The organism is Flavobacterium sp. 3HN19-14, assembly GCF_051373205.1.
Classification (GTDB): Bacteria; Bacteroidota; Bacteroidia; order Flavobacteriales; family Flavobacteriaceae; genus Flavobacterium.
Genome location: NZ_JBPPZT010000001.1, coordinates 2,113,864 through 2,126,506, shown reverse-complemented (window position 1 = coordinate 2,126,506; position 12,643 = coordinate 2,113,864). Strand labels below are relative to the sequence as shown.

The 12,643-nt window shown below is 38.9% G+C and carries 19 protein-coding genes; 1 reads left to right on the top strand and 18 read right to left on the bottom strand.

The window, feature by feature from the left end; all coding sequences use genetic code 11:
- Window positions 1-98: 98 nt before the first annotated feature.
- Window positions 99-416: a hypothetical protein gene (locus tag ACSLFW_RS11505; protein WP_436555864.1), complete on the top strand. Its 318-nt coding sequence runs from the start codon at window positions 99-101 to the stop codon at window positions 414-416.
- Between the two features lie 121 nt (window positions 417-537).
- On the opposite strand, the gene ACSLFW_RS11500 is transcribed toward ACSLFW_RS11505, so the two are convergent.
- The 18 genes from ACSLFW_RS11500 to ACSLFW_RS11415 form a co-directional block, all read right to left on the bottom strand.
- On the bottom strand, window positions 538-1,041 hold the full coding sequence (locus ACSLFW_RS11500) for a hypothetical protein (RefSeq protein ID WP_436555863.1): 504 nt from the start codon (window positions 1,039-1,041) through the stop codon (window positions 538-540).
- Window positions 1,019-1,480: a hypothetical protein gene (locus tag ACSLFW_RS11495; RefSeq protein WP_436555862.1), complete on the bottom strand. Its 462-nt coding sequence runs from the start codon at window positions 1,478-1,480 to the stop codon at window positions 1,019-1,021. Before ACSLFW_RS11495 ends, ACSLFW_RS11500 begins: the two co-directional genes overlap by 23 nt.
- Window positions 1,481-1,950: 470 nt before the next feature.
- Window positions 1,951-2,184 carry a hypothetical protein gene (locus ACSLFW_RS11490; protein ID WP_436555861.1) on the bottom strand — a complete coding sequence of 78 codons (234 nt, stop codon included), beginning with the start codon at window positions 2,182-2,184 and terminating at the stop codon, window positions 1,951-1,953.
- Complete coding sequence (locus ACSLFW_RS11485; RefSeq protein WP_436555860.1) at window positions 2,166-2,567, bottom strand: peptidoglycan-binding domain-containing protein; 402 nt, start codon at window positions 2,565-2,567, stop codon at window positions 2,166-2,168. Before ACSLFW_RS11485 ends, ACSLFW_RS11490 begins: the two co-directional genes overlap by 19 nt.
- Window position 2,568: 1 nt before the next feature.
- A complete protein-coding gene (locus ACSLFW_RS11480) occupies window positions 2,569-2,997 on the bottom strand; it encodes a phage holin family protein (protein ID WP_436555859.1) in 429 nt (142 codons plus the stop codon).
- Window positions 2,998-2,999: 2 nt separating this feature from the next.
- Window positions 3,000-3,281, bottom strand: coding sequence for a hypothetical protein (locus tag ACSLFW_RS11475; protein ID WP_436555858.1), 282 nt, complete (start codon window positions 3,279-3,281; stop codon window positions 3,000-3,002).
- 3 nt (window positions 3,282-3,284) lie between these two features.
- Window positions 3,285-4,883 carry a hypothetical protein gene (locus tag ACSLFW_RS11470; RefSeq protein ID WP_436555857.1) on the bottom strand — a complete coding sequence of 533 codons (1,599 nt, stop codon included), beginning with the start codon at window positions 4,881-4,883 and terminating at the stop codon, window positions 3,285-3,287.
- 40 nt (window positions 4,884-4,923) lie between these two features.
- Complete coding sequence (locus ACSLFW_RS11465) at window positions 4,924-5,568, bottom strand: hypothetical protein (RefSeq protein ID WP_436555856.1); 645 nt, start codon at window positions 5,566-5,568, stop codon at window positions 4,924-4,926.
- Entirely contained in the window at window positions 5,477-5,896 is a 420-nt protein-coding gene (locus tag ACSLFW_RS11460) for a DUF6712 family protein (protein ID WP_436555855.1), read from the bottom strand. Before ACSLFW_RS11460 ends, ACSLFW_RS11465 begins: the two co-directional genes overlap by 92 nt.
- Before the next feature lie 145 nt (window positions 5,897-6,041).
- Window positions 6,042-6,650 carry a hypothetical protein gene (locus ACSLFW_RS11455; RefSeq protein WP_436555854.1) on the bottom strand — a complete coding sequence of 203 codons (609 nt, stop codon included), beginning with the start codon at window positions 6,648-6,650 and terminating at the stop codon, window positions 6,042-6,044.
- On the bottom strand, window positions 6,625-7,263 hold the full coding sequence (locus tag ACSLFW_RS11450; RefSeq protein ID WP_436555853.1) for a hypothetical protein: 639 nt from the start codon (window positions 7,261-7,263) through the stop codon (window positions 6,625-6,627). The genes ACSLFW_RS11455 and ACSLFW_RS11450 overlap by 26 nt, the downstream gene beginning before the upstream one ends.
- On the bottom strand, window positions 7,263-7,565 hold the full coding sequence (locus ACSLFW_RS11445; RefSeq protein ID WP_436555852.1) for a hypothetical protein: 303 nt from the start codon (window positions 7,563-7,565) through the stop codon (window positions 7,263-7,265). The genes ACSLFW_RS11450 and ACSLFW_RS11445 overlap by 1 nt, the downstream gene beginning before the upstream one ends.
- Before the next feature lie 272 nt (window positions 7,566-7,837).
- Window positions 7,838-8,656 (bottom strand): hypothetical protein, encoded by an 819-nt coding sequence (locus ACSLFW_RS11440; RefSeq protein WP_436555851.1) that lies wholly within the window; start codon window positions 8,654-8,656, stop codon window positions 7,838-7,840.
- Between the two features lie 72 nt (window positions 8,657-8,728).
- Window positions 8,729-9,211, bottom strand: a complete 483-nt coding sequence (locus ACSLFW_RS11435) for a hypothetical protein (protein ID WP_436555850.1) — start codon at window positions 9,209-9,211, stop codon at window positions 8,729-8,731.
- 113 nt (window positions 9,212-9,324) lie between these two features.
- Window positions 9,325-9,897, bottom strand: coding sequence for a hypothetical protein (locus tag ACSLFW_RS11430; RefSeq protein WP_436555849.1), 573 nt, complete (start codon window positions 9,895-9,897; stop codon window positions 9,325-9,327).
- Window positions 9,890-10,633, bottom strand: coding sequence for a hypothetical protein (locus ACSLFW_RS11425; protein ID WP_436555848.1), 744 nt, complete (start codon window positions 10,631-10,633; stop codon window positions 9,890-9,892). Before ACSLFW_RS11425 ends, ACSLFW_RS11430 begins: the two co-directional genes overlap by 8 nt.
- A complete protein-coding gene (locus ACSLFW_RS11420; RefSeq protein ID WP_436555847.1) occupies window positions 10,615-12,045 on the bottom strand; it encodes a glycosyltransferase family 2 protein in 1,431 nt (476 codons plus the stop codon). The genes ACSLFW_RS11425 and ACSLFW_RS11420 overlap by 19 nt, the downstream gene beginning before the upstream one ends.
- Window positions 12,042-12,620 carry a glycosyltransferase gene (locus ACSLFW_RS11415; RefSeq protein ID WP_436557440.1) on the bottom strand — a complete coding sequence of 193 codons (579 nt, stop codon included), beginning with the start codon at window positions 12,618-12,620 and terminating at the stop codon, window positions 12,042-12,044. Before ACSLFW_RS11415 ends, ACSLFW_RS11420 begins: the two co-directional genes overlap by 4 nt.
- Window positions 12,621-12,643 lie beyond the last annotated feature (23 nt).

Here is a 12,643-nt window from a genome sequence, read left to right as displayed (position 1 = left end):
GCTAAAGTATCGTAGCGATGAGGCTGAAAATAGGACATAAAAAAACCACGCGGTCTGCGTGGTTTTGTTTCTAAAGCAATCAACATAATCGTAATCCTTTGCAATTTTCTGGGATACAGATTTTCGTGGCTTTCGAGGCGATAACTTTACCGGGTTTAAAAACCTGTAACTCCCTGCGTTTATTCAGTGCAATTCTATCAATCGAAATTGCGGCAGTTGAAGATGGCGATTTTAGCATCTTTAGAACTCGTTTCGACTCATTGATTTTAGATTTGACACTGAAATGTGAAGTGTACCCGATCTGTACAGCATCGGGTGTAACTACGACACAACTCACAGAAATGTCAGAAGGTGCTTTTGTGATTGCTGTTTTCTTCTGCACATCGGTGAACCGTGGATGCATGACAGATTGTTGAACAAAGAAAGAATAACGCAAATGCGCACATCAAAAATTTAAAGTTTTTCATAATAAAAAGTTTTTGTTATTAATTAATTGAATCAAATCTATATAAACACGTAAATACACAATAGGACAAATTATTCGGAGTCGACAGGCCACACCCATTTTTCAGGATCTACTTTCATTGATTCGTGGTTTTTAATTGTGTACAGAATGTTCCATCCAAACATATTATCGAAAATAGGCCCCACTTTTTCCATCCTGAAATTATTAACGTCGAATAATCCGAACAACCAGGAACCGTGCTTTTTGTGTTGCTCAACCAAATAAGCACAAATATCAAGTCCAATATTTTCAAGCCTATCCAGCACTTCGTTTTCACCTTCGAAATCATTGACCTTCACGAAATCCAACAGCATGAATGAAATGTAACGTCCGTTGAAGTTGGTGACGCTTTTCGTTGACGACTCCATTTCCGCAGAATGACTTTCAAGCAACAAGGCAGGCTTCCCCACACCGGAACGAAACTTGCCTTCAATTTCTGCTACATTAAATCGGTAGAATCCGTTAATTCCAATATGTGCTGCTGCAATCTGTTTATGAAACTCTACAATGGCGCTATGCGTTACCTTTCTTTCCATTTTTAGCCTGTTTTAATATTTCGTCCAGTTCTTCCATTAAAGTATAAATGTTGGTGTTTTCGGTTTCTTCAAAAGTTCCGAATTTGCCTCCTGCGACAGAAAGAATTGTTTTTCCAAACCCGGATTGATTTGCCTGTATCTTTGATTTTTTAGAAGTGGTTTTTGGAAAAACATATTTGAATTTTTTCGCAAGGTGATTTTTGCAACCTGCCCACGTGAGTTCTACAGCCATCAACGTTTCAGTCGGAATGTTTTTAAATTGCAGTGCAGCAGTATGAAGATTGTTCTTGTCGAACGCCGGACGTGGATTTTTGACAGCAACATATAGTGTTGCAGCCAAATATTCTAATAATTCGACATTACCTGTCGCGCGGAATTTAATGTGCAAATCGTCGGCAACGGCATATTCTTTTGCCGAAAGATTGGTTATCTTATCCATGGGCCGTTCAACCCAGCAATAAAATCAGGAAAGATGGTACGATCATTTTCTCCATATACGAACTCGAAGAATGTTCGTAGTTCGCTGATTTTAACATTCAACCGAATTTTAAAAATTGCCCAGGCTTTTCTGAATTGGTACCATCTACAATCGCACAAAAGATGGAATAGCTTTATATCGAATTTATCACCTGTTACGCCTGAATTAATCAGTAATGCAATTTTTCCGATTTGCATATATGACAATTCATTCCACGATTGCGGAAGCTTTATAGCGTATTTTTTTGGACGTTTATTCGAAATCATTTGTGACATTTCGGTTTATTTGCTTTTTAAGTAATGCGATTGAAAGAACTGTTTTTCCGAGTTCCCGCAATAATTCTGTTTTCTCCGGATGCAATTCCAGTTCAAAAAGCGTGAGTGCTTTTGTTAGATTTAACTCCCGGAGATTTTGCTCGTTGTTGTTGATGGCTAATTTTTTAAAATTTGATAATATTTTTTCACGAGGAATTTCACTTCATCAAGTCCGTTGTAACCGCCGTTCACAGCCTTACGCACCTTTTTTATAGCAGCATCATCGACAGACGACGCCATTTCGAATAGATTATTCGACCTGAAGTAAAACACTGCTGATTCAAAAAAATACTTTTCAGCAACCAAATCAGGATTCGCGATAAGGTCAACGCCTAGAAAATCCCCCAGCAAGCGATAATTGTTTCTGCCGGTAGTCTGCAATAGACCACGCCCGCGGAATTTAAACCCATCGCCGCTTTGTTGCGACCATTAGCCATTCGGGATGCATAAACAACATTTGCGATTGCTTCATCGCGCCTGGCATATTCTTTCGCTTTAAGCATCGTTGGGAAATAATTTGGAAACGTGGCCAGTAATCCGGCTGCCGAATAATTGAGATTTTCAACTGCCACCTGAAAGCCTCCGGATTCATGGTGCGCATTAGCGACGAAGTTGGCCAGTGACGCATCAGTCGGGATGCTGTATACTTCCTGAATTTTTCGAAGTGTTTTCTTCCCGATAATACCATCAGGAACAAGGCCGTTCTGCGCCTGGAATATTCTAATATACTTCATGTTATTTTGTAATAACATTCCCGCCATCAGCGAAAATATTTTTAATTTGAAAAGTAATTAACCGCCTGATTGGCCGCACAAAGTATTTCACGAAATCCCCATCCTTCCCTGTAGCCTCCATATTTTCAAATATTGATACAACTTCAATATAAATCATAAAGTAGATCATAGCATCACCTAGGAAAGGCGACCATTGTTGACCGAAATCAGTTTCTCTTACTCCCTTTATATTTAGCAACACCATCGAAATAATAATAGAACCACCATATTGAGTAAATTTGTTAAACGTTTTCCTAAAACCTTCAGAAGTTCGAGTTGTCTTAAGCATGGTTGCCTTTGTAATGCCGAAAATTAGATCAAGCGTAAAAACAATAAGAAGTCCAATTAGTAAACTTCCATCAGGAGTATATTTTAATGCGATATTTATCATCTTTATGAATTGGCTTTAGCGTGTCGTTTTGTTCTTGCAACATCCTTTTTATATTCAGCCTCAAGCTTAACTTTTTCATCCAAAATTGCCTGCGGTATTTCATCTCCTTCGCCGTAATCAGAAAATAATGAATTCACCACTTGCTTGTGCGCAAGTTCTTTTAATCTTAAAAGTACCGGCAATACATTTTGCTTATCTTCAAAGGGCAAATTCTTAAACGGAATCATTTTCTGTGGTATCGATTGAATAACTTCCGGAGCGGTAAAATTTTTTTCTTCTGACATATATTATACGTTTTCAAATGTTAATGCTACGTTCAATTTAACTAGGCTAAATCCAGACATCGTAGCGGCGAAGTTATTTGCCATAGCATAAAATAAGCTATTGCCTTTAGGCGCAACTGTCGTCACCGATGTTGTATCGACTATGATGCTGTAATTTGTAGAATCAGTGCTCGGCGTAATCCCATCCCATAATACGGAGTAAACACCTGTTTGCATATTCATTGATAATACTATTAATCTAAAAGGTTGAGAGTAATTACTTGTATTAGTTTTCATCAAAACAATACTTTTCAAAATCACATCATTATCGGCTACGAAAAAAGGTTGTAAGGCATTGGAAAACGCACTTATAAATGTTGAAATCGAATTACTTGTAGAATCAAACCAAAATCCATCCGCGCCCCAAGCTTGATAATTTGACCATATATGATCATTTCCAGGTAACATTATAGTTTTCATGCAATCTATTTGGATTGTACGCAATACAGAACCACCGCCGCCGCCGCCAGATAGAGCGTTAATCTGCGCTTGTAATTTTCCCATTGCAGCGAGCAGTTGATCTGTTGACAACACAGCACCACCGATAGCATCAGTAAAACCCGTTAAAGGAGTACTTAGCACACGATCTGGTGTGTGATATAAATTTTCCGAGCCTTCAGTCAAATCATCTGTTGTTGAAGCTTCTTCAGAACTTCTTTCCACACCTATCTGATACGCCCTAAGTGTATTCGCAATTTGAAACCTAATACTTTCGCCTTTTTTTACGACGTACGGAGCGCTTCCAACAAGAAAAAGTTTACAGCTTGCAAGACCGGAATTATGAAGAAAAGTTACAGGATCATTCTGGACATTTAAAAACGTAACCTCTTGTCCAACATAGTATGGAAAATACAAATCAAAAGTAAAACCACCAATAGATTCAACTCCGCCGCCAATACGGTAGTTTACTGTTTTCGTGAGATTATAATTATCAATTACTCCACTTCCTCCAAAAATGGAAATGTTTTTCACGCCTTTTTCAGACTTCAAAATAGCAGCGTTATTACTTGCAGACAATACTTCGAAATCACTTTCTGTGGTTTGTAATTCGCCATCACCATAAGTTCCGGAAGATCCTGTAAATAAATATTTTGAGCCAACTCCATTTATCCTGATTTTCACTATCACGTAACCATCTTCCTGACCCTGAATTTCAATGGCAGGCGATAGATTATTTAACTCTGACGAAACGGAAGATGTAGTATCGGGAAGTATTATTACTTGTGTTGAATCTAATTCTTCAACTTCATCAGTTTTGGTAAAAGATTTTGAAATTTTTATATCAGATGCGATAAGGGCGCTACCGCCAATACCATAATTTCCTTTTCCACGGTTTAGAATTTCAATTATGTATGTGGTGTTGATGTCTGCGATTGCACGAAAAGAGTATAATTGTCTTTCGTTTACTGTAAATGGGTTTAGTCCATTGATGATTTCAGCAAAATTTTCAGGCGTTGGATCTTCCGGACAGTCGATGACGATTTCCTTCTTTATATTGTCCTGATTGATGCTACCGATTATGATAGGTTTTTCTGAAAATGGATTGTTTGACGCTTTAATCATGATGTAAAAATGCTATAGACCGAAACTATTTAATAGGACATTATAATCCGAGTGTGCTTTTTGTATTGTATGGTTGGAAGCTTGCTTCTGATTTTGCTTCGTTGATGAACACAATTTCGCACTGGTCGAACTTTGATAAATCCGCCTTGATGATATCTTTTGCGTTTAGCAAATACGAAAGTCCATTGTCATTTTGTTTTGCGACCGCTCTTGAAATCTGGTCAGCTTGTTTCCCGTAATCAGGAATTTTCGCCTGTTCGTATGGCAGCGTATCGTATTTTAAACGAAGTCCTGACGCGTCTAGAAGGAAAAGTCCTTCGTCATAAATTTTTGAAATCGTGAAAGCTACAACTGCTTTTTGGAGAAAAACCTTAACCTGTTTTTGCGATGGTTCACTAATTGATGTACTTTTTAAATGCTCGATAAGTTCTGAGCAAAGAAAAGTGTTGATGTACTGGTCTTCGACTTGTCGGATTGTAGGAATTAAAGCCAAAAATGTTTGTCTCGATTCGAAAATATTATAGTATTTATCGAAAGTCGCTGTCGATGAAACCAATAAATCGGCGTTGATTGTGCTGTAATTTGCCTGCCAATCAGGAAATGCATCCGGCGTTGTTTCCAAAACCTTGAGCAAAAGCTGCCATGCTTTCGTGTCCGGAACGTAAAAGTTCGCGGCGGATGTCATTTAGTTGCCAGTTTTCAATCCGTTTTCTCGATGCAGATTCGATATTTTGCATACCGGAAGCATCCATCGTGATTGAATTAAATGGTGTGAACAGAAAGTAACCGAAGTTGGCGATGGCAGACGCCAAATGTTTGCGCGCTTCGTTTTTAACTTCGGCGTTTTCGGCGTCTGCTTCACTAGGTAGCTTTAGAAATTTGTGCAAATTTCCAACATACTTTGACGTGTAAGCATTTACAGCTTTTTCGATGTACGGCTCGAATGTCTCAAACGTAAAGTTTTCGGCAACCGGTACGTATTTTTTTAAATCTTCAACTGAATCGATTATCATGATGCTGCTTTTTGAGTTCCTGTCGGATTTTTATCTAACGTGGTCAGGATTGTATTTTCAAAATTGAATTTGATTATCTCCGGCCATTGGTTGTATTGCTGAATAAATTCCATTGGTTCGAGCGTAGTATCGCGACTATATTTTTTTAAAGCCGAAAGAATTGTGAAGGCTTCCCGTTTGTCGGAACCTGAACCGGCTCCCAGACTTCCGCCGGAATACCTGCACCACCGATTAATGTGGCATCTACACCAAATGCAACAAGTATTTCCGAATTGGCGGCGGACGCTTCCGGAAGATACACACCTTCTTTTAGCTTGTCATCAATGGCGGTAATCTTTACGGCGGAAACCTGTGCGTTGTTTTCGTCCTGGAACATCATCGATTGTATCGACTTTCCGGCATTTGTGTTACCTGAAAGGGAGTCGTTTATTGCGTCGATGATAGTTTTTCTGTGATTAATTCTAACGGTCGCGTCGAACCCTGCCCATTCAGTTTTTCCGTAAACGTTGTGGAAATATCTTTCGTCGATTTCAATAAGATATTTGATGTTTACCTGATTGTTGAAAAGTGCCTTTTTATATTCAGGAATTGAATTTGCAATTTCTAACCAGCCGGATTTCGTAATTGATAACCACGGCGATTCTGGATAGTATGCTTCATCAAGCAGTGGATAAAATACCGGACGAATGAATTTGTAGATTTTGTTGGCTTTACAATATTCTTTTACTTCATCCGCCGAGCCAGTAACTATCAATCACAGGTATGACGGCAACAAATTCGGATGTAGGGTCTACCGAAGTGATGCCGAATTTTTGCGAGATGTAGATGTTTTCCACTAGCCCTGTATCCGGATTCATCGCTTCGAAACGACACCATGCGGCTTTCTGACGTTTTACGCGATTGATTTTGTTGAAATCGTTTGACAGAATATATTCAGGAAAAGCGATTGACCACCATTCGAGGTCGGTTATCAGTTCTTTTGCAAAACGACTGATTTGGCTTTTGGTGAAGAAAGCTTTTACCTCTGGGTAGTCCGAAATATTGAGCAGCTTCGGTTGTTTTTTTCCATCAATATCTGCCTGGCCTTCTTCGTGCAAAATAATTCCGTTGCCGTAGTGAGATTTTATATTTAAGTCAAGCGCTCTGGTTGCAGAACCGTTCTTTTTAACTGCAGCAATAACTTGCTGTGGCGTATTGTTCGCGACTCCCCATGAAGCGATAACACCTGTTTTTTCTTTTGTGTCAATTTTTACCGTGGTGACTGAGGATTCACCTTTTACTTCGGTAGTGTTTTTGAACGAAAAAATATTTTGCCCGTTCGAAAACTCGGAAATGGCGATTTCGCCGATGAATTTTGTATCGCTCATTAGTAAATGACTTGTTGATTATTGATGGTGATGATGAAATCAATCCTAACTTTTCTCACAGAGCCGTCGGAAATTTCAATGTTTCTGGTTCGGTTCGCGAAGTGACGCGGGTTACGTTCCGTTTTTATTGGATTCAGAATGTTGAAAATGTTATCCTGATGAATTGCATTCGGGTTTTTTTCTGGCAAGTACTTCGCGCCGGAATATGATTTCAATTTTCCGCCGGATTTAGATTGTGTGTTGAAAGTTCTGTAAGTTAAATCGAATGGAAATGGCGCACCTGATTTGTCTCGCAGTTGCATAATTTTTATAGCTTCAACTAAAGTCAGATGTCCTGTTTGCATACTTCAAAAGTGCGCGAAGCTGTATTTTTAAAATAGGACAGATTATTTATGCATAAAATCGATCTGGTATTACTCGTGATTATACTATTTTTTAACGCAAGTATTTTTAAATCAATTTTTTAAATCAATTTTTCAAATAAAAATTTATATTATCTAACAGAAAACCACGCCTGTCCCTTAATTTTTTTTCACTTTCCATAAGTTAAAATGACCGATATATGAAAATGATTTTACGAAATCCTGATTTGGGTTTCGTTCAAGTGTTTGTTGCGACTACCCTTAAAGATATCATTGAACATCGCTGCCAGCGGTATGTCGAAGGCATCAGGTAAGTGAGTGGTATGCTGCTGTAGTATCTTCGCATTGCGCTCATCCTTCTTGTTCTTTTGCACACCAGCCAATCCTTCGACTGCTTCAGCGCGCTCGAGTCCAATGATTAGGTCAGGGTTGTTGTGTTCATTGATATGGATTGATGGAAGGTTAGGTTGCGACCGTTTAAGCATAGCATTAATAAGAAGGTACTTATCATAATGAGTAACAGCTGCGCCACGTGTCATAGTAGCAACAACCCATTTGTGAGCACGCAACACCGATTCTACCTGCTCGAACAATGTTAGGCTACTATTCGGTAGCTTATTATTACCGTCGTGCCCACCATACAGATATATCCTTTTCTCTTTATGTGGTGCATAGTAAGGCAAGAACTGTTCGATAAAAAGATCATCCAACAGCTTAGGCGACTTCACCCAGAATGATTTAAGCACCCGATATTTATCACCCTGTAGTTGGGAGACAACGCAACTGTTGAACACCCCAAAATCAACAGATACAATAAGCGGCGCATTGCTTAACACATCATTATCCTGGTTACTGTTAAAGCTTTCTTTATGACCCACTACCCCGATTGTCTCCAGATAGCCGTTATTATAATCTGTGTAATAATGCTTTTCCGGATTTAGATTAGCGTAAAACCCGTCTGTTATTTCTTTCGGGCGAATATTGAGAATCTCAGCCTCATAAATCAGTGCGGACGGCGCTGCATCCTTCATTTCTTTGAACCATTCTTTTCGCAGATACGGATTGGTGAGTGCGCTGGCTTTGGAAAAATAATAGCCTTTCGGTTAGAACGCTGCCTTCTTTTCCTGCTCAATAAACCACTTTCCTTTTTTTGTAATTGGTGTGGAAGAAGCGTAAACTTCGCTGCCCAACATCGAACACTTTTTAAATATTTCCTTTTGTGCCCGATTGGTCGTTTGCACATTGTTATAAAGTTTCTCCGGATCCAACAAGGCAGATTCATCCGCCGCACCACCGTAACTATTCAAACCACGTCCACTATTTGGATTATCCTGTGAAACTAATTGAAAAATCGACCCATTGGAAAAGTGCATAATATTGTTCCACTGATTCGGAGGTTGATAAGGCATTTCGAATCCGTGTCGTTTCCCTGACCTGCCAATAACGTAGTCTACGTCTTGAAAAATATTGAACATTTCAAGGCCTTCAATAGTTGATGGCAGCGTTCTGGATAGAATTTGCGAATAAGTAACTCCCGCCAAAAAGAAAGATGCGCGTGGCATCTGAGTAACAAATTTTTCGGACAAAATAACCTATAATTGTAGATTTTCCACCACCACGACCCCACTCAAAAAACTTCTTTTTCGATTCATTCAAAGTAGCAGCAGCTTGCGGGATGGTAAGCTGAATGTGTTTAATTTTACTGTTCGGTATCATCTGGCACATCAGTATACTCAACATCAACAGCGTTGAAATTATTAAAATCCTGAACGCCGGCTTTTGTCATATTTTTGATCAGGTCGATGACTTCTTTTGGAACATTTAATTGCAATTCGACATTTTCCAACTTTTCCGGGTTAAATTCTAACTGATCATCTTTATCATCAGGCCGCAATAATTTCAGCATAAAACCTTCCATTTTGTCATTCCCTTTTTGACGCATACGCAGCATGTAGTTTTCAGCCCACTGCAGCCAAATCGATTGAAAACCCAACTTTTCAGTTTTATCAATATTTCCGAAAAGGCTCAAACTATTACGGATATCGACGTATGCCTGCGCCTGCGATAGCCCCTTTTCTTTTTCCCAAATCTTTACAATCATCGTTTTTGTAAAACCATTTACGCGCATTGTAAAAATCTCAACCCAACGCTTGCGCATATCATCGAGCGTTTCAGACAATGGAAATTCCTCCGGATTGATGTAATAAGCCAGGATCTTATCAAAATTTGATTCGTCACGGTTTATAACCCGCATTTCCCTTTTCTTACTCATGTTTCCGTTCAATAATTTCTGTTAAAACATTCAAGTCACTTTCCTGCCTGATCAGGTTTAATTCTGATTTAGCTAATGCTTTTTTCAATTTTGTAATATTCCTGACAGTTGTCTCAGACTTCAACCCCGATTCATATCCTATAATTCTTTTCTTCAATTTGGATATCGACGCAAACAATTGCTGTTGCCTACGAAGCTTCGCTTCAGGAGACATCTTTTCAAAATCAGTAATTTCGATAGTAGGTACGGCTCTATGTTCTTTCCAATAGTCAAGCTGCTTCCAACACGCGGCATTTCGTTTCCAATTCGCTTCAATCTTCACTTGAATATCATAAGCCTGATCGACAGCATCATCCGGCAATTCGTTTAAAGTCACTTTCAGTAAACAATTCTCCGAAAACAATCGGTTTTTTTCCGCCAGCACCGGACGTAATTCAGGAGGAAGATCAACGAACAGCAATTTATCCTTCAAGCTTTCCTGTTCTGATAATTGCTCCACAACTTCATTTATCGTAGCATTAACTTTTTCCCCTGAATTCACGTCCGGCAATGGCGTTTGAACATCCGAAAATTTCCCTAACTCATAAATCAATTTCTTCATATGCGCCGGCGTCTGCTTGCGGCGAAAGAAAGCCATAATATTATGATTGAACTTCACCTCTGCGTAAAGCGAAACACCCGAAAGATAATCCCGGGCGTCATCTAAAAGCCAGGCATTTATTTGTGCTTGAACCATGAAGTTTTATTTTCAGTTTCGAACCCCTTGAACAACGTAGTTATTTCACGTCCCGTTTTCATTTTATCCCGCCAATTCGTGTAGCATATATAATTGAAAATGCCCATTTCAGTCATTCCATAATCCAGATGATTGTATCCGTAGAAATCAATTACCTGCCGTAATAGTTCAATAATGTTGTCGAGACTGCCGCCGATCACACCGCAGTTCAATAAAATTTCCTGTGAATTGTTCTTGAAGAAATCCTGTAGAATTGGATTTCGATGATTTTTCACCAGCCAATTACAGCCAACCAAATCATTTTCGTCGCCCATCCAAATTGCATCTTTAAGTCTATCCCACGCCGGTTCTCTTAAAACTTCTACATCGGTTGAATCAATGCAAAAAACATTCTCATAAGATTTTCGGTTATCCATCAACCATTTCCTAACAGAAACCCAACGCTGGATATATGGACTAACAACTGATGATACTCTTACAAATTCGACATTATCGGTGTTCGGTAAATCAAAACAATTGTGCAGCACAATAAGCTTCGTGTTTTTCAAACTTTTGATAAGCGGATCCAAAACAGCAGAATCAGTTTTCCACTCCAGATTTCTTTGCGCATCGTGAACACCAGAAAAGTAGCAACAGATCAACACGTTTTTCTTTTCTACGTATGGAAAATAATAGGATTTGAATTTCCTTTCATCGTATAAATTCAGATTTATCGGTAATAGTTTATCGCGTTCTTTTTTCTCTACCGTCGATGATACCGCCTGGTGTTCGTCAGCAGAATAGAAAAGCCCGGAACTATTTACTATATCCATATAACGAAAAGAAGTAAGTCCGGCAACGTGAATCCTGTCCGATAAATTACCATGCTCGCACCCCCATTTACCAAAAATGGTGTCCATCCCGCCAACCTTTTCAATTACTGAACGATGATAGTAAAGCATGCATCCACGAACATGATTGTAAGCTATAATTTCATCATTTTGGTAAATTTCATCACAGTCATTCAATTTTTTACCGGTCGCGAAATCCTTAAAAATATAATTTAAGTGCGGTTCAGAACATTCAACGTAAGGCTTCCACCAGTCTGAGCACAAAGGATAAGTGTCTGAGTCGAACAAAAATAAATGCTCGCAATCGGCGTTCATGAGCAGCTCAATGCATTTGTTTTTAGCTGCCGCGATGCCAACATTCTTGTTGAACCGAAAAGTAGCTTCTTTTACAGGCGTGCTACTTGCATCATCGACAACTACCAGAAATGCACCAGGCGGAAGATGTTTTTTTATTTCAACATAGGATTTTTTGAAGACATCATACCGATTGTGCTCTGTAATGGCAACTCCGATACGTGGAATTACCTGTTGTGGTAATTCCAACTCATCCAATAACTTTTTTATGTTTTCAATGTTGCTCATTTTCCATAACTTCTTTTAGGTGAATGAACTAAAACTTTTTTCACAAATTTCGTAGCAACGCTGTCGGTAATTGCCTTAATCCACTCATAATCTGAATTTTCAGTAACACCAACTTTCAGAGAATCTTTGTACTGCGCACGCAGAATTAAGCATGGCAATCCAATGCGTCCGCTTTCAACTTTTTTTGCAGATATCAATTCATTGGAAGGTTTAATTTTGCCATTGTCTCTACTCATTTGGCAAACGACAGCCTGCCATGCATTACCTCTTAAATCTTTCACGATTTCTTCAATTGAATTTTTTTGAGCGATATAGTCGTCACAGTCCAAAAAGAAAAACCATCGATTGTCTACGGTTTCGATTTCCGATTTTAATACGTTACAATAATCATTGTAAAAAAACTGTCCTAAAGAATGATTAGGCTCAACTTTAATACTGAAACAATACTCTGGGATAAATTCTTTACAGGAATCGTCGTCGTAAGAAATGAACAAATTTATATTTTGGTAAGTTTGTTCGTGCAGAGATTTCAATGCGCGCTCAAAAACTTCCTTCCTTCCGGCGCTTACACGCATCAGGATATGTACCATTGGATTAT

Bases quoted from the DNA above. Each gene is read 5' to 3' on its own strand.
- ACSLFW_RS11500 (WP_436555863.1), bottom strand. From the start codon at position 1,041: ATGGAAAGAAAGGTAACGCATAGCGCCATTGTAGAGTTTCATAAACAG.
- ACSLFW_RS11495 (WP_436555862.1), bottom strand. From the start codon at position 1,480: ATGGATAAGATAACCAATCTTTCGGCAAAAGAATATGCCGTTGCCGAC.
- ACSLFW_RS11485 (WP_436555860.1), bottom strand. From the start codon at position 2,567: ATGAAGTATATTAGAATATTCCAGGCGCAGAACGGCCTTGTTCCTGAT.
- ACSLFW_RS11480 (WP_436555859.1), bottom strand. From the start codon at position 2,997: ATGATAAATATCGCATTAAAATATACTCCTGATGGAAGTTTACTAATT.
- ACSLFW_RS11475 (WP_436555858.1), bottom strand. From the start codon at position 3,281: ATGTCAGAAGAAAAAAATTTTACCGCTCCGGAAGTTATTCAATCGATA.
- ACSLFW_RS11470 (WP_436555857.1), bottom strand. From the start codon at position 4,883: ATGATTAAAGCGTCAAACAATCCATTTTCAGAAAAACCTATCATAATC.
- ACSLFW_RS11465 (WP_436555856.1), bottom strand. From the start codon at position 5,568: ATGACATCCGCCGCGAACTTTTACGTTCCGGACACGAAAGCATGGCAG.
- ACSLFW_RS11460 (WP_436555855.1), bottom strand. From the start codon at position 5,896: ATGATAATCGATTCAGTTGAAGATTTAAAAAAATACGTACCGGTTGCC.
- ACSLFW_RS11450 (WP_436555853.1), bottom strand. From the start codon at position 7,263: ATGAGCGATACAAAATTCATCGGCGAAATCGCCATTTCCGAGTTTTCG.
- ACSLFW_RS11445 (WP_436555852.1), bottom strand. From the start codon at position 7,565: ATGCAACTGCGAGACAAATCAGGTGCGCCATTTCCATTCGATTTAACT.
- ACSLFW_RS11440 (WP_436555851.1), bottom strand. From the start codon at position 8,656: ATGAAGGATGCAGCGCCGTCCGCACTGATTTATGAGGCTGAGATTCTC.
- ACSLFW_RS11430 (WP_436555849.1), bottom strand. From the start codon at position 9,897: ATGAGTAAGAAAAGGGAAATGCGGGTTATAAACCGTGACGAATCAAAT.
- ACSLFW_RS11425 (WP_436555848.1), bottom strand. From the start codon at position 10,633: ATGGTTCAAGCACAAATAAATGCCTGGCTTTTAGATGACGCCCGGGAT.
- ACSLFW_RS11420 (WP_436555847.1), bottom strand. From the start codon at position 12,045: ATGAGCAACATTGAAAACATAAAAAAGTTATTGGATGAGTTGGAATTA.
- ACSLFW_RS11415 (WP_436557440.1), bottom strand. From the start codon at position 12,620: ATGCGTGTAAGCGCCGGAAGGAAGGAAGTTTTTGAGCGCGCATTGAAA.